The organism is Pseudarthrobacter sp. GQ63 (genome assembly GCF_059758765.1).
In genome coordinates, this window is record NZ_JCAXEF010000002.1 from 160,548 (window position 1) to 184,249 (window position 23,702).

20 protein-coding genes are annotated in these 23,702 nt (G+C 66.2%); 11 read left to right on the forward strand and 9 right to left on the reverse strand.

From position 1 onward, the window contains the following. Positions 1-97: 97 nt before the first annotated feature. From AC6CHP_RS05185 to AC6CHP_RS05210, 6 genes are all read left to right on the forward strand, one after another. Entirely contained in the window at positions 98-724 is a 627-nt protein-coding gene (locus AC6CHP_RS05185) for a superoxide dismutase (protein WP_066280635.1), read from the forward strand. 262 nt (positions 725-986) lie between these two features. Next, positions 987-1,997 carry a type I glyceraldehyde-3-phosphate dehydrogenase gene (gene gap, locus AC6CHP_RS05190; protein ID WP_104187307.1) on the forward strand — a complete coding sequence of 337 codons (1,011 nt, stop codon included), beginning with the start codon at positions 987-989 and terminating at the stop codon, positions 1,995-1,997. Positions 1,998-2,007: 10 nt separating this feature from the next. Next, complete coding sequence (locus tag AC6CHP_RS05195) at positions 2,008-3,234, forward strand: phosphoglycerate kinase (RefSeq protein ID WP_377192004.1); 1,227 nt, start codon at positions 2,008-2,010, stop codon at positions 3,232-3,234. A 117-nt stretch (positions 3,235-3,351) separates the two neighbouring features. Beyond that, a complete protein-coding gene (gene tpiA, locus AC6CHP_RS05200) occupies positions 3,352-4,167 on the forward strand; it encodes a triose-phosphate isomerase (protein ID WP_188729807.1) in 816 nt (271 codons plus the stop codon). 50 nt (positions 4,168-4,217) lie between these two features. After that, positions 4,218-4,472, forward strand: a complete 255-nt coding sequence (secG, locus tag AC6CHP_RS05205) for a preprotein translocase subunit SecG (RefSeq protein WP_104187299.1) — start codon at positions 4,218-4,220, stop codon at positions 4,470-4,472. A gap of 119 nt (positions 4,473-4,591) precedes the next feature. Further along, on the forward strand, positions 4,592-4,984 hold the full coding sequence (locus tag AC6CHP_RS05210; protein ID WP_104187296.1) for an RNA polymerase-binding protein RbpA: 393 nt from the start codon (positions 4,592-4,594) through the stop codon (positions 4,982-4,984). Here AC6CHP_RS05210 and pgl read toward each other — a convergent pair. Genes pgl through tkt form a run of 6 tightly spaced genes read right to left on the reverse strand, consistent with a single transcriptional unit; the run spans position 4,937 to position 13,159 of the window. Beyond that, positions 4,937-5,755: a 6-phosphogluconolactonase gene (gene pgl, locus AC6CHP_RS05215; protein WP_188729805.1), complete on the reverse strand. Its 819-nt coding sequence runs from the start codon at positions 5,753-5,755 to the stop codon at positions 4,937-4,939. The two genes, AC6CHP_RS05210 and pgl, sit on opposite strands and share 48 nt — an antisense overlap. Further along, entirely contained in the window at positions 5,745-6,686 is a 942-nt protein-coding gene (locus tag AC6CHP_RS05220) for a glucose-6-phosphate dehydrogenase assembly protein OpcA (RefSeq protein WP_188729804.1), read from the reverse strand. The genes pgl and AC6CHP_RS05220 overlap by 11 nt, the downstream gene beginning before the upstream one ends. Beyond that, positions 6,683-8,242: a glucose-6-phosphate dehydrogenase gene (zwf, locus tag AC6CHP_RS05225; protein ID WP_174174572.1), complete on the reverse strand. Its 1,560-nt coding sequence runs from the start codon at positions 8,240-8,242 to the stop codon at positions 6,683-6,685. The genes AC6CHP_RS05220 and zwf overlap by 4 nt, the downstream gene beginning before the upstream one ends. A 15-nt stretch (positions 8,243-8,257) precedes the next feature. Further along, positions 8,258-9,892 carry a phosphoglucose isomerase-related protein gene (locus tag AC6CHP_RS05230; protein WP_498228411.1) on the reverse strand — a complete coding sequence of 545 codons (1,635 nt, stop codon included), beginning with the start codon at positions 9,890-9,892 and terminating at the stop codon, positions 8,258-8,260. Positions 9,893-9,898: 6 nt separating this feature from the next. Then, positions 9,899-11,014: a transaldolase gene (gene tal, locus AC6CHP_RS05235; RefSeq protein ID WP_188729800.1), complete on the reverse strand. Its 1,116-nt coding sequence runs from the start codon at positions 11,012-11,014 to the stop codon at positions 9,899-9,901. A gap of 27 nt (positions 11,015-11,041) precedes the next feature. Continuing rightward, positions 11,042-13,159: a transketolase gene (tkt, locus tag AC6CHP_RS05240; protein WP_188730143.1), complete on the reverse strand. Its 2,118-nt coding sequence runs from the start codon at positions 13,157-13,159 to the stop codon at positions 11,042-11,044. Between the two features lie 543 nt (positions 13,160-13,702). On the opposite strand from tkt, the gene AC6CHP_RS05245 reads away from it, so the two are divergent. Both AC6CHP_RS05245 and AC6CHP_RS05250 read left to right on the forward strand, forming a co-directional pair. Then, a complete protein-coding gene (locus tag AC6CHP_RS05245; protein WP_174174566.1) occupies positions 13,703-14,662 on the forward strand; it encodes a heme o synthase in 960 nt (319 codons plus the stop codon). A 204-nt stretch (positions 14,663-14,866) separates the two neighbouring features. Further along, entirely contained in the window at positions 14,867-17,200 is a 2,334-nt protein-coding gene (locus AC6CHP_RS05250; protein WP_498228414.1) for a SulP family inorganic anion transporter, read from the forward strand. A 72-nt stretch (positions 17,201-17,272) separates the two neighbouring features. Here the strand turns inward: AC6CHP_RS05250 and AC6CHP_RS05255 are convergent, their stop codons facing one another. The 3 genes from AC6CHP_RS05255 to AC6CHP_RS05265 are packed head-to-tail and all read right to left on the reverse strand — an operon-like array spanning position 17,273 to position 19,987. Continuing rightward, a complete protein-coding gene (locus AC6CHP_RS05255) occupies positions 17,273-18,217 on the reverse strand; it encodes a COX15/CtaA family protein (protein WP_498228416.1) in 945 nt (314 codons plus the stop codon). Between the two features lie 7 nt (positions 18,218-18,224). Next, complete coding sequence (locus AC6CHP_RS05260; RefSeq protein ID WP_498228418.1) at positions 18,225-19,022, reverse strand: ABC transporter permease; 798 nt, start codon at positions 19,020-19,022, stop codon at positions 18,225-18,227. Further along, complete coding sequence (locus AC6CHP_RS05265) at positions 19,019-19,987, reverse strand: ABC transporter ATP-binding protein (RefSeq protein WP_498228420.1); 969 nt, start codon at positions 19,985-19,987, stop codon at positions 19,019-19,021. Before AC6CHP_RS05265 ends, AC6CHP_RS05260 begins: the two co-directional genes overlap by 4 nt. Before the next feature lie 105 nt (positions 19,988-20,092). On the opposite strand from AC6CHP_RS05265, the gene AC6CHP_RS05270 reads away from it, so the two are divergent. From AC6CHP_RS05270 to sufD, 3 genes are read left to right on the forward strand one after another with little or no spacing between them, the layout of a single operon-like run. Beyond that, the gene (locus AC6CHP_RS05270) at positions 20,093-20,935 is read left to right on the forward strand and encodes a helix-turn-helix transcriptional regulator (protein WP_377089429.1); all 843 of its coding nucleotides are present in this window, start codon (positions 20,093-20,095) and stop codon (positions 20,933-20,935) included. Then, complete coding sequence (gene sufB / locus AC6CHP_RS05275; protein WP_104187272.1) at positions 20,935-22,398, forward strand: Fe-S cluster assembly protein SufB; 1,464 nt, start codon at positions 20,935-20,937, stop codon at positions 22,396-22,398. The genes AC6CHP_RS05270 and sufB overlap by 1 nt, the downstream gene beginning before the upstream one ends. A 2-nt stretch (positions 22,399-22,400) precedes the next feature. Then, positions 22,401-23,687, forward strand: coding sequence for a Fe-S cluster assembly protein SufD (gene sufD, locus AC6CHP_RS05280; RefSeq protein WP_427117141.1), 1,287 nt, complete (start codon positions 22,401-22,403; stop codon positions 23,685-23,687). The last annotated feature ends 15 nt before the right edge of the window (positions 23,688-23,702 follow it).

The following is a 23,702-nucleotide window of genomic DNA, read 5'->3' on the forward strand; positions in this document are numbered from 1 at the left end:
CCCCATAGAATCAAAAAGGATTCCGGGCGCCAGCCGCCCGGATGCATAATCCGAGAGTTACCAACCGGACCGAATGTCCACGATATTGGAGGATTTTGTGACCGAGTACGTATTGCCCGAACTCAGCTACGATTACGCCGCCCTGGAGCCGCACATTTCCGCGCGCATCATGGAGCTGCACCACAGCAAGCACCACGCAGCCTACGTGGCCGGCGCCAACAACGCCCTGGCCCAGCTGGCGGAAGCCCGGGAGAAGGGCGACTTCGCCAACATCAACCGGCTCTCCAAGGACCTCGCATTCCACACCGGCGGGCACGTCAACCACTCGGTGTTCTGGAACAACCTTTCCCCGGACGGCGGCGACAAGCCCGAGGGTGAACTCGCAGCCGCCATCGATGACGCGTTCGGTTCCTTCGACGCCTTCCGTGCCCAGTTCTCCGCGGCTGCACTTGGCCTGCAGGGTTCAGGTTGGGGCTTCCTGGCCTACGAGCCCATCGGCGGCAATCTGGTCATCGAGCAGCTCTACGACCAGCAGGGCAACGTTGCGCTCGGCACCACCCCGCTGCTGATGCTGGACATGTGGGAGCACGCCTTCTACCTGGACTACGTCAACGTGAAGGCGGACTACGTCAAGGCGTTCTGGAACATCGTCAACTGGGCCGACGTCGCAAAGCGCTTCGAGGCTGCCCGCACCAGCGCCACGGGTCTTATCACCCTGCCGTAGTGAGGTGCATCGCACCACGGTGTAACAAACTTCACAATCCGGACATATAAAGGCCGGGATGTGGACGGTCCGCCCCCGCACTTGCGGGGGCGGACCAAGTTAAACGTAAGATAGGTCACGGAAGGCGGTTAGCCTTCAGCAATGAGGCTGGTCGCCCTCCGTATGTAAATCATCTCTGCCCAATGGCGTGCGGGATCTGTTAGTTGGCTTGATAGCCCGCTCAACTAGTTGTGCTTCTGAAAGCACCAAGGAGACTGAAAAAGTGACGACCCGTATTGGTATCAACGGCTTTGGCCGTATTGGCCGCAACTACTTCCGCGCAGCACTCGCACAGGGCGCGGACCTGGAGATCGTTGCAGTCAACGACCTCACCAGCCCCGAAGCACTCGCACACCTCTTCAAGTACGACTCCGTCGGCGGCCGCCTGAAGGAGACCATCGAGGTCAAGGACGGCAACATCGTCGTCAACGGCACCGTCGTCAAGGTCCTCGCCGAGCGGGATCCCGCCAACCTTCCCTGGGGCGAGCTGGGCGTGGATATCGTGATCGAGTCCACCGGCTTCTTCACCAAGGCTGCCGATGCCCAGAAGCACATCGACGCCGGCGCCAAGAAGGTCCTGATTTCCGCTCCTGCCTCTGACGAGGACATCACCATCGTGATGGGCGTGAACCACAACCTGTACGACAACGCCACGCACCACATCATCTCCAACGCTTCCTGCACCACCAACTGCCTCGGCCCGCTGGCCAAGGTGGTCAACGACGAGTTCGGCATCGAGCGCGGCCTCATGACCACGGTCCACGCCTACACCGCTGACCAGAACCTGCAGGACGGCCCGCACAAGGACCTGCGCCGCGCCCGCGCCGCCGCCATCAACATGGTGCCCACGTCCACCGGTGCTGCCAAGGCCATCGGCCTGGTCCTGCCCGAGCTCAAGGGCAAGCTGGACGGCTACGCCATTCGCGTACCCGTGCCCACCGGCTCCGCCACCGACCTGACGGTCACGGTCTCCCGCGAGACCACCGTGGAGGAAGTCAACGCCGCCCTCAAGCGCGCTGCCGAGTCCGAGGAGCTGCAGGGCTTCCTGACCTACACCGACGAGCCCATCGTCTCCAGCGACATCGTCGGCGACCCGGCTTCGTCCATCTTCGACTCCGGCCTGACCAAGGTGATCGGCAACCAGGTCAAGGTTGTTTCCTGGTATGACAACGAATGGGGCTACTCCAACCGCCTCGTCGACCTCACGGAGCTTGTCGCAGCCAAGCTGGGCTAGGGTTAGACACATGACATCAAACACCCTCAACGAACTCATCGCTGAAGGTGTCCGCGGGCGGTACATTCTGGTTCGAAGTGACCTGAATGTGCCGCTCGACGGCTCTACAGTCACTGACGACGGCCGCATCAAGGCCTCACTGCCAGTGCTGTCAAAGCTTACGGACGCCGGTGCCCGCGTGCTGGTAACAGCCCACCTCGGACGCCCCAAGGGCGCTCCCGAGGAGAAATACTCCCTTCGGCCCGCAGCAAGCCGCCTGGCTGAACTGGCCGGCTTCAAGGTCACCCTCGCCGCCGACACTGTTGGCAGCGCCGCCAGGGAGGCAGCAGCGTCCCTGCAGGACGGCGAGGTCCTTGTCCTCGAGAACGTCCGGTTCGATCCCCGTGAAACCAGCAAGGACGACGCCGAGCGCGGCGCCTTCGCAGACGAGCTGGTGGCCCTGACCGGTGACAACGGCGCCTACGTGGACGACGCCTTCGGAGCCGTGCACCGCAAGCACGCCAGCGTGTACGACGTCGCCACCCGGCTTCCGTCCTACCTCGGCGACCTTGTGCACACCGAGGTTGAGGTCCTGCGGAAGCTCACCACGGACACCCAGCGCCCCTACGTGGTGGTGCTCGGCGGCTCCAAGGTCTCGGACAAGCTGGCCGTCATCGACAACCTGCTGGGCAAGGCTGACACCATCCTGGTGGGCGGCGGAATGCTCTTCACGTTCCTCGCGGCAGCCGGGCACAAAGTGGCCTCCAGCCTGCTCGAGGAGGACCAGATTCCCGTGGTCCAGGATTACCTCAGGCGCGCAGCGGATGCGGGCACGGAGTTTGTCGTGCCCACGGACGTCGTGGTGGCGGAGAAGTTCGCGGCAGACGCTGCCCACGAGACCGTCCCTGCAGACAACATCGAGGGCAGCAGCTTCGGCGCCCAGGGTATCGGACTGGACATTGGACCGGACTCGGCGGCAGCATTCGCCGAGCGGATCAAGGGTGCCAGGACCGTGTTCTGGAACGGCCCGATGGGGGTCTTCGAGTTTGAAGCCTTCTCCGCCGGCACCCGCGCCATCGCCCAGGCCCTCACCGAAACCGAAGCGTTCACCGTGGTAGGCGGCGGAGACTCGGCCGCTGCGGTCCGCACGCTCGGGTTCGCCGACGACCAGTTCGGCCATATTTCCACCGGCGGCGGTGCAAGCCTGGAATACCTCGAAGGCAAGGAACTGCCGGGGCTCAGCGTCCTGGACCGGTAGGGCCCTGCCCGGTGGTTCCCTCCGGCAGCAGTACCTGACCCTTCAGTCCCTCCGGCCGGCAGGTTGCCCACGGCAGCCTGCCGGCCGAACACTTATCTAGTACTTTTTGGAGAATACGTGACAACGTCAACGAACGGCGCTTTCGACCGCAAGCCATTCATCGCGGGCAACTGGAAGATGAACATGGACCACGTGCAGGGCATCACCCTGCTGCAGAAACTTGCCTGGACCCTTTCCGACGCCAAGCACGACTACAGCCGGGTTGAGGTTGCCGTCTTCCCGCCGTTCACGGACCTCCGCGGCGTCCAGACCCTTGTCCAGGGCGACGACCTGGATGTCGCCTACGGCGGGCAGGACCTCTCACAGTTCGACTCCGGTGCCTACACGGGCGATATTTCCGGCCAGTTCCTGAACAAGCTCGGCTGCAAGTACGTCCTGGTGGGCCACAGCGAACGCCGCACCATCCACAACGAATCCGACGACGTCCTCAACGCCAAGGTCAAGGCCGCCTTCAAGCACGGCGTCACGCCCGTGCTCTGCGTCGGCGAAGGCCTGGAGATCCGCCAGGCGGGCACCCACGTCAACCACACCCTGGAGCAGCTGCGTGCCGGTGTGGCCGGGCTGAACGCCGACCAGGCCGCTGAGCTCGTCGTCGCGTACGAACCCGTCTGGGCCATTGGCACCGGTGAAGTAGCCGGCCCGGAAGACGCGCAGGAGATGTGCGCGGCAATCCGCGCCGAGCTCGGGCAGCTGTTCGGAGCGGACACCGCCGCTAAGACCCGCCTGCTGTACGGCGGCTCGGTCAAGGCCAACAACGCGGCAGCAATCCTCAAGGAACGCGATGTTGACGGCCTGCTGGTGGGCGGGGCGAGCCTCGATCCGGCCGAGTTTGCTAATATTGTCAGGTTCGAGAGTCACCTGGTGACGGACTAGTCCGTCCCGCCGCGCACACTCCCGCAATTCCAACTTCCTGAAAGGCCGTCGTGGACGTTCTTCATGTCATTCTGCAGATCCTCCTGGGCATCACCAGCCTCCTGCTGACGCTGCTCATCCTCCTCCACAAGGGACGGGGCGGCGGGATGTCGGACATGTTCGGCGGCGGCATGAGCTCAGGCCTCAGCTCCTCCGGCGTTGCCGAACGCAACCTGAACAGGTTCACCGTCGTCCTGGGCGTCACCTGGGGAATGGTCATCATCGCGCTGGGCCTGATCATGCGCTTCAGCGGCGGCGACTCCTGACCCCCTAACCCGGGAAAAGGCACCGCGCGGGCACTGCCGCCGCGCGGGTCAGAGAACTAAACTGTGGCTGTCGGTTCCCGACAGCCACAGTTTCTGTTTAAGCAGGCAGGAGTCCTTCGATGATTCATCCGGCGTCAGGCTTCCGCGGCACCCGTGCGGGCGTCACGGAAGGGACGGGTTTCAGCTTCGAGTCCGAGGATCACGGCAAGGCCCTGCCCCGTATCCAGGTTTCCTATTGGTGCGCCAAGGGGCACGAGACCAGGCCGGTCTTCGTCAAGCTTCCGGAGGACCAGATTCCGCTGGTGTGGGACTGCCGGCGCTGTGGTGCACCCGCGTCACGGGACGGGCAGGCAGCGGCGGCCGCGGACGCCATGGACGACGGCTACAAGACACACCTCGAATACGTTAAAGAACGGCGCTCCGGCCAGGACGCCGAAGACGTCCTGGCCGGAGCGCTGGAAAAACTACGCGCCCGCGGCGTCCTTGCGGACGAGCTGCTGCGGGACACGTGACGCGGCGTTCTCGTCAATAAGCCACAGGGTCCGGGACGTCCCACGCGGTCCTGCTGCGGGGACCTGCACCGGGTTGGCGCCCGCCAGGGCCAGCCCTACCGCGCCGGCCTTGTCCTCTCCTGCCACCACCATCCACACCTCAGAAGCGGTGTTGATGGCCGGCAGCGTCAGGGAAACCCGCAGCGGCGGCGGCTTGGGTGAATTCCGGACACCCACCACCGTGCGTTCCTTTTCACGCACGCCCGCCTGCTCAGGGAACAGCGATGCGATATGCGCGTCCGGGCCCACGCCCAGCAGGACAACGTCCAGGCGGGGCAGGGCAGCCGGTTCTTCGGGCCGGTCATCCGACATGTCCGCGGCGTGCTCGGCCGCCGCAGCTTCCCGAAGCCTCCGGGCGTAGTCGTCGGCTGCCTCTTCCGGGCCGCCGAATTCATCCGCGGACCCGGGCGCGTGGATCCGCTCGGGGTCCACGGGTATGTGCGAGAGCAGCGCTTCGAACGCCTGGGTGGTGTTCCGGTCCGGGTCCCCGCCGGGAAGGAAGCGCTCGTCGCCCCACCAGAAATTCACCTTGGACCAGTCGACGGCCGGAGCCGCCGGAGAGTCCGCAACCGCCTTGAGCGTGCCGATGCCCACGGTTCCGCCGGTCAGCACCACGGTGGCCTCGCCGAACTTATCCTGCACATCAACAAGCTTTGTGATGAGGCGGGCGGCAATGGCGGCCATCAGGACGGACGAATCAGGATGAATGCTTACTCTTGGGTCAACGCTCACTGGGTCGGACGCTCCTTAGATTGGTACGTGGCAGTCCAATAGTAATCACTTCCCCAAACACCTCGTCGGGGTCCAGGCGGCGGAGCTCCTCGGCGAGGCAGTCCCGCAGGCTGCGGCGCGGAAGCGAAATCCGCTGCGCCGGCTGGCCGGGCTGGGTCAGCTCGGCCACGGACAACCCCGGCCGGAAGAGCTGGATGTCCCCGCCGGGCCGTGTCAGCCGCACGCGCCGGATGCCCGTGCCTGCCGGGTCGGCAACGATGGTCACCGGCGCGTCCAGGGTGAGCGTCAGCCAGGCTGCGAGGAGGATGGTGCTCGGGGAATCAGAGGCGCCCTCGACGGCGACTGCCGTTACGGGGGAGGAGTCCACCTGGTCCAGGACGGCGGCAAGCTGGATCCGCCAGTTGGTCAGGCGCGTCCAGGCGAGGTCCGTGTCACCGGCTTTGTAGGTGGACCGGATGTTCTCCAGGGCACGCTGCGGGTCAGGCTCGTTGGCGGAGTCGGTGATGCGGCGGTGGGCGATCCGTCCGATGGAGGTTTCGCAGGCGTTCTCCGGGGCGCCGTGCGGCCACCAGGCCACGATCGGTGCATCCGGGAGCAGCAGCGCGGCCACCAGGGACTCGCTCTCGTGCGCGAGCTGCCCGTAACCGCGCAGCACGATCACCTCGGAGGCGCCGGCGTCACCGCCCACGCGGATCTGGGCGTCCAGGCGGTCCGGAGCCGTAGCTCCGGCGTCGGCCAGGACAATGATCCGGCACGGATGTTCACGGCTGGCCTCGTTGGCGGCCTCGATGGCTTCTTCCTCAAGCCCGGACTTGGTGACCACCACCAGGGTGAGCACCCGGCCCAGGGCGATCACGCCGCCCTGCTCACGCAGGGACATGATCTTCTTGGAAACCGTTGAGGTGGTGGTGTCCGGCAGGTCTACAATCATGGCCTTCTCCAGGTTCGTCCGTCGCGGGCCAGCAGCTCGTCAGCCGAGGCGGGGCCCCAGCTGCCCGGTGCATAGGGTTCGGGCTGTTCGTTCAACTGGGCCCAGTATTCCTCGAACGGGTCCAGGATCTTCCAGGACAGCTCCACTTCCTCGTGCCGCGGGAACAGCGGCGGCTCGCCCAGGAGCACGTCCAGGATCAGCCGTTCGTACGCCTCGGGGCTGGACTCGGTGAACGAGTGGCCGTAGCCGAAGTCCATGGTCACGTCCCGGACTTCCATCTGGGTGCCCGGGACCTTTGAACCGAACCGGATGGTGACGCCTTCGTCCGGCTGGACACGGATCACCACGGCGTTCTGGCCGAAGTCGTCCTCGGCGTGGTCGCGGAACAACAGGTTGGGCGCCCGCTTGAACACGACGGCGATTTCCGTCACGCGCCGGCCCAGGCGCTTGCCTGCGCGCAGGTAGAACGGGACCCCGGACCAGCGGCGGGTGTGGATGTCCACCCGGATGGCGGCAAAGGTCTCGGTGGTGGAATCGGCGGGGATGCCTTCCTCCTCCAGGTAGCCCTGGACCTGTTCGCCACCCTGCCAGCCTCCGGTGAACTGCCCGCGCGCGGAGTGCGTGGAGAGGTCATCGGGGAGCTTGACGGCGGCGAGGACCTTTTCCTTCTCCGCGCGCAGGTCGTCGGCGTTGAAGGAGATGGGCTCCTCCATCGCCGTCAGGGCCAGCAGCTGGAGCAGGTGGTTCTGGATCACGTCGCGGGCCGCGCCCACGCCGTCGTAGTACCCGGCGCGGCCGCCCGTGCCGATGTCCTCGGCCATGGTGATCTGCACGTGGTCCACGTAGTTCGCGTTCCACAACGGCTCGAACAGCTGGTTGGCGAAACGCAGCGCCAGGATGTTCTGGACCGTTTCCTTGCCCAGGTAGTGGTCGATCCGGAACACCGCGTCCGGCGGGAACACCGATTCGACGATGTCGTTAAGCTGCCGGGCGGACTCAAGGTCGTGCCCGAACGGCTTCTCGATCACCACGCGGCGCCACTTGTCACCCTCAGCCTGTGCCAGGCCGTGCTTGGACAGCTGCCGGCAGACCTGTTCAAAGGCCTTGGGCGGGATGGACAGATAGAACGCGTGGTTCCCGCGGGTGCCGCGCAGCTCATCAAGCTCATCGATGACTTCGCCCAACCGCTCAAAGGCGTCGTCGTCGTCGAACTCTCCCTGCACGAACCTGATGCCCTCGGAGAGCTGGTTCCACACTGCCTCATCAAAGGGGGTGCGGGCGTAAGCCTGCACCGAGGCCTTCACCTCGGCGGCGAAGTCCTCCTTGTCCCACTGCCGCCGGGCAAAACCCACCAGGGCAAAGCTGGGGGGCAGCAGGCCACGGTTGGCGAGGTCGTACACGGCGGGCATGAGCTTCTTGCGGGCAAGGTCACCGGTCACTCCGAAGAGGACCAGCGATGACGGACCGGCGATCCGGTTCAGGCGGCGGTCACGCGGGTCGCGGAGCGGATTCCGCCCACGGCCAGCAGACTTCCTGCCGTATTCAGTTTCTGGCATGGTGCTTTTCGTGCCTTAGCTTTCAGTAACGGAGGCTGACCTGGCGGACAGCGCAGCAATGATGTCCTGCAACTGTGCCACACCGGCAGCCCGGTCAGTGAGGTGCAGCCGAAGCACGGGACGTCCGTGGTCGGACAGGACCTGGGCGTCTCCGGCGGCCTGCGCGGCGATCAGTTCACCGAACGTGAAGGGACGGTCCGGGATGGCGAGGTCCTCCGAGGATGCGGCCGTGACCTGGAGGAACACTCCGATGGCCGGGCCGCCCTTGTGGAACTGGCCCGTTGAGTGGAGGAACCGGGGGCCCCAGCCGAACGTCACGGGACGGCCGGAGACGGCGGCCAGCTCATCGCGGATGCCTTCGAGCTGCGTAAACGCCAGCCGGTCGAAGTAGGCCTGGACGCTGAGGTAGCTGTCGTTCTCCAGAGTGTCCAGCAGTGCCTTCACGGCGTCCCCGGCGGTGCGGGCCTCACCGAGCCAGTCACCGCCGCGGACCTCGATGGCTCCGTCAACGAAGGCTGCCGGAGTGGGCTCGGGCTGGGCGTCCAGCAGGCCGCGCGCAGCCACCTTGGCGGCCTCGACATCGGGCTGGTCGAACGGGTTGATGCCCAGCAGGCGTCCGGCCACGGCAGTGGCGAACTCCCAGACCATCATCTGGGTGGGCAGCCCGTCGGCGATGGCAACCTCGTTTTCACCGAGTTCGACGTCGGCATCGGCTGCCACCAGCCGCACCACCAGGACGTCAGGCGCACCGCCGGTGACCTCGGGCGAGGTGGGGCCGGCAACCACCGGAAGCACACCGGTGCCCAGCTTGCCGGTGGACTCGGCGATCAGCTGCTCGGCCCAGTCGGCGAAGCCTGCAATGCCGGAGCCGTCCTCGGCGATGACGATCTTGTTCCGAAGGGGGCTGGTTCCGCCTAGGGCGGTTCCGAGTGCCAGGCCGATGTTTTCCGGCGCATCATCGTTGAGGATCTCCGCTGCTTCCTCGGCCTCATCCAGGAAGGCCTGGATGTCCACACCGGCCAGGCCGGAGGGCACAAGACCGAAAGCGGTCAGCGCGGAGAAGCGTCCGCCCACGTTGGGGTCGGCGTTGAAGACGGCACGGTAGCCGGCCTCGCGGGAGGCCTTGTCCAGTGGGGAACCGGGATCGGTGACGATGATGATCCGGCTCTTGGCGTTGATGCCGGCGTCGTTGAACGCCTTCTCGAAGACCCGCCGCTGGGAATCCGTTTCAACGGTTGAACCGGACTTGGACGAGACCACGATCGCGGTCTCGTCCAGCCGGTCGGCGAGGGCTGCACGGACCTGGTCGGGGTCCGTGCTGTCCAGCACTGTCAGCTCGACGCCGGCGGTGCCGGCAATAACCTCTGGAGCCAGCGAGGAGCCGCCCATGCCGCACAGCACAATGCGGGTCACGCCTTCTGACGTCAGGGCGTCGCGGAGTTCCAGGATGTCCTTGACCAGAGGCTGGGAGACGGTGGCAGCCTCCACCCACCCGAGGCGGATTGCCGATTCGGCCTCCGCATCGGGACCCCACAGGGTGTGGTCCTTGGCGAAGATGCGGGTGGCGATGCGTTCCTCCACGAGGACGGGGAGGTGCAGTTCCAATGCCTGCTGTGCGGCACCGGTGGCGTCGTAGCTGAGAGTGGTCATAGTGGGTTAGGAAGCCTTCCGTGCAGAGGCGAGGGCGCCCTCGACGTCGGCCAGCAGTTCCTTCCAGCTGGCCACGAACTTGTCCAGGCCTTCGGATTCGAGGAGTGCCACGACGTCGTTGTAGGCGATGCCGAGCTTCTCCAGCGCGTCGAGGGTGGCGTTCGCTTCGGCGTAGGTGCCGGTGACGGTGTCCCCGGTGACCACTCCGTGATCGAAGGTTGCGTCCAGGGTCTTCTCGGGCATGGTGTTCACGACGCCCGGGGCAACGAGTTCGGTGACGTAGAGAGTGTCCGGGTAGGCCGGGTCCTTCACGCCGGTGGAAGCCCACAGGGGACGCTGGGGGAGTGCGCCGGCCTCGGCCAGCAGTGCCCAGCGTTCGGTGGCGAACAGCTCCTCGTAGACCTGGTATGCCAGGCGGGCGTTGGCCAGGCCGGCCTTGCCCTTGAGTGCCTTGGCTTCCTCGGTGCCGATGGCGTCGAGGCGCTTGTCGATCTCGGAATCCACGCGGGAGACGAAGAACGAGGCCACGGAGTGGATCCTGGAAAGATCGTGGCCGTTTTCCTTCGCCTGCTCCAGGCCGGACTGGAAAGCGTTAATAACGGCGCGGTAGCGCTCCAGGGAGAAGATCAGTGTCACGTTGACGCTGATGCCCTCGGCCAGGGTGGCGGTGATGGCTTCGAGGCCCTCGAGGGTGGCCGGGATCTTGATGAGGACGTTGTCCTTGTTGACCCGCTTGTACAGGTGCTTGGCTTCGGCGATGGTGCCTGCCGTGTCCCAGGCCAGGCGGGGGTCAACCTCGATGGAGACGCGTCCGTCAACGCCCTTGGTGGCTGCGGCCACCGGTGCGAAGAGGTCGCAGGCGTCCGCGACGTCGGTGGTGGTGATCTCGAAGATGGTGTCCTCGACGCTTGCGCCTGCTGCTGCCTGCTTGGCGATGGTGGCGTCGTAGTCGGTGCCTGCGGTGATCGCGGCGTGGAAGATCGACGGGTTGGTGGTTACGCCAACGACGTTCTTCTCTTCGATGAGCTTCGCCAGGGTGCCGGTGTCCAGGCGTCCGCGGGAAAGGTCATCAAGCCAGATGGAAACTCCGGCGTCGGAGAGCTGCTGGGTGGGAGTAGTCATTGTTCTGTATCTCCTGGAAATCGTTGGTTAGGCCTGGAGGCCTGCGAGGGAGTCCTTGGCGGCAGCGGCGACGGCCTCTGCGGTGATGCCGAACTCCTGGAAGAGGCGCTTGTAGTCCGCGGAAGCGCCGTAGTGCTCCAGGCTGACGGAACGGCCGGCGTCGCCGACGAATTCCCTCCAGCCGAGGGCAAGTCCTGCTTCGACGGATACGCGGGCCTTGACGGCGGCGGGGAGCACGGACTCGCGGTAGGCGGCGTCCTGCTTGTTGAACCATTCAACGCAGGGCATGGAGACAACGCGGGCGGCGATGCCTTCAGCCTGCAGGGCCTCACGGGCCTGGACGGCCAGCTGGACCTCGGAACCGGTGCCGATGAGGATGACGTCGGCCGGGACGGTGGCGCCGTCCTTCGATGCTTCGGCAAGGACGTAGCCGCCCTTGGCGACGCCGGCAACGGAACCGAAGGTGTCGCCGTCGGCCTCGCCGTCACCGCGCTCCCAGGTGGGGATGTTCTGGCGGGTCAGCACGATGCCGGCGGGGTTGCTGTGGTTCTCCAGCATGGTCTTCCAGGCGACGGCTACCTCGTTGGCGTCACCGGGGCGGACAACATCCAGGCCCACAATGGCGCGCAGGGAAGCGAGCTGTTCCACCGGCTGGTGGGTGGGGCCGTCTTCGCCGAGGCCGATGGAGTCGTGCGTCCAGACGTACAGCGACGGAACACCCATCAGGGCGCCGAGGCGGATGGCGGGCCGCTGGTAGTCGCTGAAGATCAGGAACGTGCCGGAGAATGCGCGGGTCCGTCCGTGCAGGCTGATGCCGTTCACAATCGACGCCGCGGCGTGCTCGCGGATGCCGAAGTGCAGCACGCGGCCGTACGGGTTGCCGGACCAGGCGTCGGTCTGCTTGGAGGCAGGAACGAACGACGGCGAGCCCTCGATGGTGGTGTTGTTCGACTCCGCAAGGTCAGCGGAACCGCCCCAGAGTTCGGGGAGGACGGGGCCCAGTGCGTTCAGGACCTTGCCGGAGGCCGCGCGGGTGGAGACATCCTTGCCGGCCGGGAAGACCGGAAGGGCTGCGTCGACGCCGTCGGGAAGTTCCTTGGCCTCGATGCGCTGCAGGAGCTCGGCGCCGGTGGGGTTGGCGGCCTGCCAGGCGTTGAAGGACTCCTCCCATTCCTTGCGGGCAGCAGCACCCCTGTCCACCACCGCACGGGCGTGGGCAAGAACGTCCTGGTCGACATCGAAGGACTTGGCGGGGTCGAAGCCCAGGACCTCCTTGAGGGCTGCCACTTCCTCGGCACCAAGGGCGGAACCGTGGATCTTGCCGGTGTTCTGCTTCTTGGGCGCCGGGTAGCCGATGATGGTGCGCAGCGAGACGATGGAGGGCTTGGACGTCTCAGCCTTGGCAGCAAGGAGTGCCGAGTAGAGTTCCTGGACGTCTTCCTTGTATTCGCCGGTCTTGGTCCAGTCGACGCGCTGGACGTGCCAGCCGTAGGCCTCGTAGCGCTTCAGGACATCCTCGGTGAAGGCGATGTCGGTATCGTCCTCGATGGAGATGTGGTTCTCGTCGTAAACCACCACGAGGTTGCCGAGTTCCTGGTGGCCGGCGAGCGAGGAAGCCTCTGCCGTGACGCCTTCCTGGAGGTCGCCGTCGGACGCGATGACCCAGATGGTGTGGTCGAACGGGCTGGTGCCGGCGGCAGCATCGGCGTCGAACAGGCCGCGCATCCGGCGCTGGGAGTAGGCGAACCCAACGGACGACGCAAGGCCCTGGCCCAGCGGGCCCGTGGTGATCTCGACGCCGGCCGTGTGCTTGTACTCAGGGTGGCCGGGCGTCAGTGAATCCCAGGTGCGCAGGGCCTCGAGGTCCTTCAGTTCCAAGCCGTAGCCGGACAGGAAAAGCTGGATGTACAGGGTCAGGGAAGTGTGGCCCGGGGACAGGACGAAGCGGTCACGGCCCAGCCAGTCGGGATTCCGTGGGTCATGGCGCATCAGCTTCTGGAAAAGAAGGTACGCGGCCGGCGCCAGGCTCATGGCCGTTCCGGGGTGGCCGTTGCCAACCTTCTCCACCGCGTCCGCGGCCAGTACGCGGACAGTGTCCACCGCACGCTGGTCCAGGCTAGTCCAGGACAGTTCTTGCTCTTCCAAATGTGGCACGAAAACCGGGCCCCTCTCTGTGCTGATGGCAGGTGGCACACCGGATCCGCATGAAGGCACGCTGTGTGGCGCCCGCTGCGGTGTGTACCAGCCGTTCACCATCGAAACGTTGATCTTTCACTCAGCCACTGGCAGTTGGGAATGCGTTTTCCACCGCTTCCTTGCTGCGTGCTGATCTGGTGACAGCTTAGCTCTATTCCATTCTCCGGGCGGCCCAAATCTCACGTTTTGGACGCAATTTCCGCTTATGTGAATGCGTCTGAAGTGAGGTTGAGTTAATCTGCTCGAATTGGCGCGCGAGCGATCACCACCACCAACAGAAGGCCTGGCGGGTGCCGATTGCCGGTGTCGGCGGACGGGCGGTGGCGTGGAGGCCGGCGCGGTATGATATTCGGAGGCCAGCGCCGGGTTGGGGGACACTTGCCAGCCGCCCGGACTCCCGCTGTTGCGTGGATCACTGTTCCGCGGGCGCCCGGTTTGGGGCGGGGCCGGACGACACAGCTGGACAGCCAGACAGAACTGCCAACAGAACGGGTGACTGCCACCGTGAGCACAACAGATACGACGCTGAACGCATCACGGGCTTCGCGGCCCGGGATCGCCCGTAAGGCAAAGGCGTATCTCGCCCTCACGAAGCCCCGGGTCATTGAACTGCTCCTGGTCAGCACACTGCCCACCATGATCTACGCAGAGCGCGGCTTTCCGTCCATCGGGCTCATTCTCGCCACGCTGGTTGGCGGCGCCTTCGCGGCCGGCAGCGCCGGAGCCTTCAACTGCTATATCGACCGCGACATCGACAAACTGATGCACCGCACCGAGAACCGCCCGCTGGTCACCGGTGAGGTCACGCCGCGTGAGGCACTGATCTTCTCGTGGCTCCTGGGTGCCGCCGCCATCGCGATCCTGTGGTTCGGTGCGAACCCCTTGTCAGCCTGGCTCGGGTTGGGCGCCATCTTCTTCTACGTGGTGATCTATACGATCATCCTCAAGCGCCGGACCGCGCAAAACATCGTGTGGGGCGGGGCGGCAGGCTGCTTCCCTGTGCTGATTGCCTGGGCGGCGGTCACCAACTCGGTGGAATGGCCGGCCGTCATCCTCTTCATGGTGATCTTCCTCTGGACGCCCCCGCACTACTGGCCGCTGTCCATGCGCTACGGCGAGGACTACCGCAACGCCAAGGTCCCCATGCTCGGCGCCATCGCCGGCGCCAAGGTGGTCTCCGTGCAGGTGGTCCTCTACGCCTGGGCCATGGTGGCCTGCTCCTTGCTCATGGTTCCGGCCGGTGGAGCCGGATGGGTCTACACCGTCACTGCCGTCCTTGCGGGCGCCTGGTTCCTCTACGAGTCACACGCGCTCTACAACAGGGCCCAGCGTGAGGACATCTCGGACAAGCGGGCCATGAAGGTCTTCCACGGTTCCATCAGCTACCTCACCCTCCTGTTTATCGCCCTGGCTGTGGACCCGTTCATCGGCCCCGCCGTCATGGCCGGCTGACTCCACAATCCCGCAGACTTTGAACCTCCCCCGGCCGCGGCCGGGGGAGGTTTTTTCTTGGCCCCGGATGTGACAGAGTGCCGGGGCAAATAGACACTGCTGCATTTATGACAGAAAGTGTCATGTTGGTCACTTTAACCTGTCATGCCCCGTGACCGTGTGGTTACGGTGGAACTGGTCCTGCTCCCAAGCAAAGGAAGTTCCATGGCACAACCGCCGCACCCAGCAACAGCTGAAGCCCCAATCCATAGCCCGCCGCCGGGTGGCACAGGCAACCGGTACGGGTTCCGCCGGCCGGGCTTCGTGGCCCATCTTGCGGCCGACGTGCCTGCTTCGCTGGTGGTGTTCCTCGTTGCCCTGCCACTGTCATTGGGAATTGCCGCGGCGTCCGGCGCCCCCGTTATGGCCGGCCTTATCGCTGCCGCAGTCGGCGGCCTCGTGGCGGGGAGCCTGGGCGGGTCGCCGCTGCAGGTGAGCGGCCCGGCCGCCGGCCTGACCGTCGTCGTCGCCGGCACTGCCCAGGAGTTCGGCTGGCAGGTGACCTGCGCCATTACCGCGGCAGCCGGCGTTGTCCAGCTGCTGCTGGGCATCAGCCGTGTGGGGCGTGCCGCGCTTGCCGTCTCGCCCGTGGTGGTCAAAGCCATGCTGGCCGGCATCGGGGTCACCATCATCCTGCAGCAGGTCCACGTCCTGCTCGGGTCGCAGCCAGCCGGCTCAGCCCTCGAGAACCTCGGGGCCCTGCCCGCAGCCATCACCGGCGTCGAACTGCACGCCGCCCTCCTGGGCCTTACCGTCGTCGCTATCCTCCTGGGCTGGAAGTACCTGCCCGCCGCGGCGCGCCGTGTCCCGGGGCCGCTGGCCGCCGTCGCTGCCGGCACGGCACTGTCGGTGGCGTTCGCCCCTGCTGTTGAACGTATCTCTTTCACCGGTTCAATCTTTGACGCCGTCGCGTTGCCGCAGCTGCCCGACGGCAGCTGGCGGGCAGCGGCGTTCGCCGTCCTGACGATGGCGCTGATCGCCAGCATCGAGTCCCTCCTGTCCGCCGTCGCCGTGGACAAAATGCAGCACGGGCCCCGGACCAACCTGAACCGCGAGCTGGTGGGACAGGGTGCTGCCAATATCGTTTCCGGATCGCTGGGCGGCCTGCCTGTCACCGGGGTGATCGTCCGCAGCGCCACCAATGTGGAGGCCGGCGCTGCGACCCGGGCCTCCGCCGTCCTGCACGGTGTTTGGGTGCTGGCCTTCTCCGCACTCTTCGCAGGGCTGATCCAGCTGATCCCGCTGTCCGTCCTCGCAGGACTCCTGGTGGTCATCGGCGCCCGCCTGATCAAGGTGGCAGACATCCGCACCAGCCTCCGGACGGGTGACCTGCTGATCTATGCCGTGACCCTGCTGTGCGTGGTCTTCCTGAACCTGCTGGAAGGCGTCATGATCGGCCTGGCACTCGCGGCGGCCAGTGTGCTGTGGCGCGTGCTGCGGGCAACAGTCCACGCGCAGGCGCCTGTTCCGCCGTCCAGGTCCTGGCGGGTAACCATCGACGGTTCGTGCAGCTTCTTCGCACTCCCGCGGCTCAACCGCGTGCTGCACTCGGTCCCGGCCGGGGAACACGTGCTTGTGGAGCTCAACGCGGACTACGTGGACCATGCGTTCCGCGAGGCCCTGCTCGCCTGGCAGCAGCAGTACCAGGCCGCCGGCGGTGCTGTCCTCCTTGAACATCACGGGAACACCCTGTTCCAGGACGCGGCGGACCGGGCGCCGAAGCGCCAGGAAGCGCAGGAGCTTCCGCTCCCACCCAGGACCTCGTGGCAGCCAGACCCGGACGAACTGGCGGAGGGAAATGAAGGACAAAGCACGCTGCCGCCATCACCGGTCCTGCTGGGCATCAACAAGTACCACCGGCGCTTCGCTGACAAGGTCCGGCCGCTGGTGCAGGACCTGGCGGAAGGGCAGAACCCGGACACCCTGTTCGTGGCCTGCGTGGACTCGCGCGTGAACCCCAACCTGATCACCAGCAGTGGCCCCGGCGACCTGCTGACGTTGCGGAACATCGGCAACGTTGTGTGCCATGACGGCCAGGACGCCTCGATCGACTCGGCCCTCTCCTTTGCCCTGAAGGGCCTGGAGGTGGACTCGATCGTGATCTGTGGGCACTCGAACTGTGGAGCCATGAAGGCCGTCATCGCCGACGCCGAAGGTGCGGGCAATCCCGGACTTGGTGCCGGTTTTGACGCCTGGCTGGAGCATGCCCGCCCCAGCTACCTCGAATTGCTGGCGGACCATCCGGTGGCCGCCAGTGCCGCTGCCGCAGGGTATTGCCGGGTGGACCAGCTGGGCATGGTGAACGTCGCGGTCCAGCTGGCCAAGCTGGAAAGCCATCCGGTGGCAGGTCCCGTCCTGGCCGACGGTCGTGTCCAGGCAACAGGCCTCTTCTACGACATCGCCACGGCCCGGGTGGTGCTTGTGCGCCAGGCGGGCATCGAGTTCCTGGACCCGGAACAAGCCGCGGAGATGTCCACGGCCCACGCGCCTGCGGGCTGAGCGCGGCATCGGCAGGCAGGCAAAAGGGCGCCCCGGTTCACGAACCGGGGCGCCCTTGGCAGGGGAGCGGGGTCAGGCCACGGGGCTTGACTTGGCGATGTCCCAGGCGTTTGTTGCAGCGCCCATGAGCATTGCGGCGCCGAGCATGTGGGCTGCCACGAGCAGGGCCGGGACGCCGTTGTAGTACTGGGTGAATCCGATGACGGCCTGGAGCAGGGTGACGCCAAGGAGGCCGAGGACCGCCGTCCGGATGGGGCCAGTGATCCGCCGCAGAAGCACCAGCGCGAGCGCCACCAGGGTTCCTGCCGTCACCAGGTAGGCCGGGACGGCGTGGATGTGGGAGAACAGGTCCCAGTCCAGACCGTTGCGCGGTGCATCGGCGTCTCCTGCGTGCGGACCGGCTCCGGTGACCACCACGCCCAGCATGACGGCGAGGGCGGAAAAAAGCGCGACGGCGGCCGTCACCGGGCGCATGACCCCCGGCAGGGGGGCGAGGGAGACAGTGCGGAACCGGCCGGTCCGGCCGAACGCCCGGTTGACCAGCAGCGTGGCGAGCACCACCAGTGCCATGGAGACCAGGAAGTGGAGGCCCACCACCCAGGGGTTGAGGTTGGTGAGGACGGTGATGCCGCCGATCACGGCCTGGGCGGGGATGCTGGCCAGCAGGCCCAGCGCCAGCAGGAAGAGGTCGCGGCGCTCCTTGCGGAGGTTCCACAGGTACACCAGCATCAGCGCGGCGACGGCGGCCAGGGCGAAGGTGAGGAGGCGGTTGCCGAACTCGATGAACCCGTGGATTCCCATCTCGGGCGTGTTCACCAGGGACGTGTCCGTGCAGCGGGGCCAGGTGGGGCAGCCCAGCCCGGAGGACGTCAGCCGGACGGCTCCACCGGTCAGCACCAGCATGGTCTGCCCGATCAGGGAGGCCACGGCCAGGCGCCGAACACTTGCGTCCACGGTGCGGGGCAGCCGCGACGCGAGGCGGCCGGCGAACTGGGGAAGGCGGAAGGCGGTGCTCACGAGTATCTCAATTCCACTTGAACCAACGGATTGCTGCGGCCCCGGCAATAACTGTCCAGAGCACCAGTATGAGGGAGGCGGCGCCATTCAGCGCACCGTGCAGGAAGGCGTCCCGCAGGGCTTCACCGAGTGCGCCCGAGGGCAGGAGTCCAACGATCTGCTGGGCCGCGGCGGGCAGGCGTTCCGCAGGAATCACGATCCCGCCCAGGGCCCCGAGGAGGATCCAGAGCAGGTTGGTGATTGCCAGGGTTGCTTCGGGTCGGACGGTTCCGGCCACCAGCAGCCCCAGGGCGGTAAAGGCCGCCGCGCCCAGCGCGAGGAGGAGCAGCCCGGGGACCCAGCCGGCCGCCGTCGGCTGCCATCCGAGGCCAAGCCCAACCGCAGCCACCACGCAAACCTGCAGGCAGAGCACCGCCAGCACGGAAAGCACCTTGCCGGCGATCAGCCCGCCCCGGCCCAGGGGGGTGGTGGACAGGAAACGCAGCACACCGTACCGGCGGTCGAATCCCGTGGCGATGCCCTGCCCCGTAAAGGCTGTGGACATGGCGCAGAGGGCAAGGATCCCCGGGACCGCCACGTCGATGCGGCTCGGCCCCAGGCCGTCCAGGAACGGGGTCACTGTCAGGCCAACGAGCGCCAGCAGCGGCAGGACCACAGCGAGGATCAGTTGCTCGCCGTTCCGCAGCATCGCCAGCGCCTCGTATTTGCCCTGCAGCAGGATGCGCCGGAGCAGGGATGCGGGCTGCTGCCGGGCGGGTGCTCCGGCCCCTGCTGCGGGAGCGGTGCCAGAGGGGGTCGGGTTCATCGGATGTCCTTTCCCGAGATGTCCAGAAAGACGTCTTCAAGGCTACGCGCCTGCAACGACATGGCGGCGGGCATGACGTCGTGCACTGCCCACCATTCGGCGAGCGTGGCAAGGTGCCGGGGAGTCAGGGTGCCTGTGGCGGTGTAGCTTCCGGCCCGCTCCTCCAGGACCACGACGTCGGCGGGCAGCACTCCGGACAGGTCCAGTCCCGGCTTCGCGTCGAAGGTGAGGGTGCGCACGTGGTCCGTGCCGGCGTCCACGGCGGGTCCGCGCTGCAGCAGTTCCTGGACTGTTCCCTCGGCGACGTTGCGGCCGCCGTCAATGATGTAGACGTAGTCCGCCAGCCGCTGGGCGTCATCCATCAGGTGCGTGGTGAGGATGATGCCCATCCCCCCATCGCGCAGCTCGCCGATCAGCTCGAACACCAGTTGGCGGGACTGCGGATCCAGTCCTGCGCTGGGTTCGTCGAGGAAGAGGACCTCCGGCCTTCCGACCAGGGCGGCGGCGAGGGCCAGGCGTTGCTTTTGCCCGCCTGAAAGCCGGCGGACGGTGGTCCGGCTGAAGGTGTCGATGCCGAGCCTTTGGATGAGGTCGTCCACGGCCCACGGGCGGGCGTAGAGTCCGGCAATATGCCGCAGCAAGGGGATAGGCCTTGCCGACGGCGGGAGGCCGCCGTCCTGAAGCATCACGCCTACGCGGGAGCGCAGCTCCGCCCCGGCCGTCGCCGGGTCCTGGCCGAGCAGCGAGATGCTCCCGCCGCTGCGCTTCTGCAGGCCCTGCGCGCATTCCAGGGTGGTGGTCTTCCCGGCGCCGTTGGCGCCCAGCAGCGCTGTGACCTGCCCGCGCCCGGCTGAGAGCGAGACGCCGCTCACCACCCGGAGCATTCTTCCATCCATGCTGGAAAGCGGGCCTACATCTTTAATGAGCCCGTTGATGGACAGGACGGGGGACAGGGGCGATCGCACCCCAGTATTCTACGGGAAGTAGTATTGCCGGCAGTCCGCTGCCTGCCGGGTCAGGTCAGCCTCGCCTTACTGGAATGCGGGACCAAATTACGACACTATTATGTTGTGTATTCCATGACCAACGCTACTGCTGTGCCTGTTGCCCGGCACGGGGCCTCCGCTGTTACAGCGGAACGCGGCGCCCTGCCCGCCGGGCCGGTAGCTGACGCCGACGAGCGCACGCGGGACCGCGTCCTCGCGGCCGTCCTGGAACACGGACCCGTCAGCGCAGCCGAACTGGGCGACCTCCTGGGGTTCACCCCGGCCGCCGTCCGCAGGCACCTGGACCACCTGTCCCGTGCCGGCGTCATCGAGGTCAAGCGGGTGGCAAAGTCCGGCAGCGGCGCAGGCCGTCCGGCACGGCGCTACGTGCTCAGCTCCCAGGGCCAGTCGAGCCTCGGCAACGACTACCTCGACATTGCCGCCCTCGCCCTCCAGCAGCTCCAGAAGGTAGCCGGTCCGGACGCCGTGCGGGCCTTCGCCGTCGAGCGTTTCGCCGACATGGAACGCCGGTACGCCCCGGAAATCGACCAGGCCGGCCCGGACATCACCGACCGCGCCAAGGCCCTGGCGGACGCCCTGAGCCGCGACAACTTCGTGGCATCGGCAGCCTCCATAGAAGCCAAAGCTCCGCTGCCCGCCGCGCTTTCCAGCGTCCAGCTCTGCCAGGGCCACTGCCCCATCCAGCAGCTCGCGGCCCGCTTCCCCGTGTTCTGCGACGTGGAAACCGAAGTCTTCTCCAGGCTGGTGGGCGTTGACGTGCGCCGGCTTTCCACCCTGGCCCGCGGCGGCCACGTCTGCACCACCCATATACCCACAGGCCGGCTGTCTGCCGGAGGGCCCACAACGCCCCCGGCAGCCCCCGCCAGCCTGACTGAAGAAAACAACCATCAGCAAGAAAGGCCGTGATGACGGACCAACTATCAGAGAAAGCAGTAGCCGAAAACACTGTGATCTCGGAGATTCTCGAGAAGAATCCCGAGCTTCACGGCATCGGCAACTACGAGTACGGCTGGGCCGACAAGAACGATGCCGGCGCCAACGCACGCCGTGGGCTCAACGAAGAAGTGGTCCGGGACATTTCGGCCAAGAAGAGCGAGCCGGAGTGGATGCTTGACCTCCGCCTCAAAGGCCTGAAGTACTTCGACCGCAAGCCCATGCCCACCTGGGGTGCGGACCTTTCCGGCATCGACTTCGACAACATCAAGTACTTCGTCCGCTCCACGGAGAAGCAGGCTGCCACATGGGAAGACCTGCCCGAGGACATCAAGAACACGTACGACAAGCTGGGCATCCCCGAAGCTGAAAAGCAGCGCCTGGTGTCCGGTGTCGCCGCCCAGTACGAGTCCGAGGTGGTGTACCACCAGCTGCGTGAGGACCTTGAGCGGCAGGGTGTCATCTTCCTGGACACCGACACCGCGCTCAAGGAACACCCCGAGATCTTCCAGGAGTACTTCGGCACGGTGATCCCCGTGGGCGACAACAAGTTCGCGTCGCTGAACACCTCCGTCTGGTCCGGCGGCTCCTTCGTCTACGTCCCCAAGGGCGTCCACGTGGACATCCCGCTGCAGGCATACTTCCGCATCAACACGGAAAACATGGGCCAGTTCGAGCGGACCCTGATCATCGCGGACGAGGACTCCTACGTCCACTACATCGAAGGCTGCACCGCGCCGATCTACACCTCGGACTCGCTGCACTCCGCCGTGGTGGAGATCATCGTGAAGAAGGGCGCCCGCGTCCGCTACACCACCATCCAGAACTGGTCCAACAACGTGTACAACCTGGTGACCAAGCGTGCCATCTGCGAAGAGGGCGCCACCATGGAATGGGTCGACGGCAACATCGGCTCCAAGGTCACCATGAAGTACCCTGCCGTCTACCTCGTGGGCGAGCACGCCAAGGGCGAGACGCTGTCCATCGCGTTCGCCGGCGAAGGCCAGCACCAGGACACCGGCTCGAAGATGGTGCACATTGCGCCCAACACCAAGAGCTCCATCATTTCCAAGTCCGTGGCCCGTGGCGGCGGACGTGCAGCGTACCGCGGCCTGGTGCAGGTCCGCGAAGGCGCCAAGCACTCGGCCAACACCGTCCGCTGCGACGCGCTGCTCGTTGACACGATCAGCCGCTCGGACACCTACCCGTACATCGACATCCGCGAGGATGACGTTGTGATGGGCCACGAGGCAACTGTTTCCCGGGTCAGCGAAGAGCAGCTCTTCTACCTGATGTCCCGCGGCATGCGCGAAGACGAGGCCATGGCGATGATCGTCCGCGGCTTCATCGAGCCGATTGCCCGCGAACTCCCCATGGAGTACGCACTTGAGCTGAACCGCCTGATTGAACTGCAGATGGAAGGGTCCGTCGGATAACGATGACTGAAATCACTACTGAAAAGGCACGCATCGGCGCGCCTTCAGCCCAGCCGTTCATCGACGGCTTCACCGAAGAAGGCGAAAGCCTCTCGCCCATCAACGCGGCAGGCTCCAAGGCCCCGCTGGCCGGCGCGGCGGCGAAAAGCCACTCGCACGGCGGCGGCGTCGGTGTTCCGGACAGCTCGCGCGCCGGCCGCCTGACGTCCTACAAGCTTGCCGACTTCAAGCCGCTCACCGGCATGGAGGAAGACTGGCGCTTCACCCCGCTTAAGCGCCTCCGCGGGCTGCACTCCGAGGTCCTGTCCGGCGCGGCACCCACCGTCGTCGTCACCGGTCCGGAGGAAATCACCGTGGAGAGCGTCGGTCGCGATGACCGCCGAATCGGCACCGCGGGCATCCCCGAGGACCGCGTCTCCGCCAACGCCTGGGAGAACTTCGCCGGCGCCACCGTGGTGACCATCCCCTCCGAGTTCGAAGCGCTCACGGAAGTCAGCGTCGACATTGAAGGCACCTCACTGGACCCGGCTGCCCAGCACCTGGTGATTGTTGCGGAGAAGTTCTCCAAGGCAGTTGTTGTCCTGAACCACCGGGGATCCGCCATCGTCTCCGAAAACGTCGAAATCATCGTCGAAGACGGCGCCAGCCTGACGGTCATTACGCTCCAGGAATGGAACGACGACGCCGTCCACGCTTCCTCCCAGCAGGCGAAGATCGGCCGCGACGCCAAGCTCAAGCACGTCATGGTGAGCCTCGGCGGCGACCTGGTCCGCGTTACGCCGTCGGCCCGTTTCACCGCCCCCGGCGGCGAGGCCGAGATGTTCGGCCTGTACTTCGCCGACGCCGGGCAGCACCTGGAGCAGCGCCTGTTCGTTGACCACGCAGTGGCCAACTGCAAGTCCAACGTGCTCTACAAGGGTGCACTGCAGGGCCGCAACGCCCACGCCGTGTGGGTTGGCGACGTCCTGATCCGCAAGGAAGCCGAAGGCACCGACACCTACGAGGCCAACCGCAACCTGCTGCTGACAGACGGTGCCCGTGCCGACTCCGTGCCCAACCTCGAAATCGAGACCGGGCTGATCGAGGGTGCTGGCCACGCCAGCGCCACCGGCCGGATGGATGACGAGCACCTGTTCTACCTCATGGCCCGCGGCATCCCTGAGGATGTTGCCCGCCGACTGGTGGTCCGCGGCTTCCTGAACGAGATCATCCAGCAGATCAAGGTCCCCTCCATCGAGGAGCGGCTGACCGAGGCTGTTGAGCACGAACTCGCTCTGACGGACAACTAGAAGGCACGGAGCACG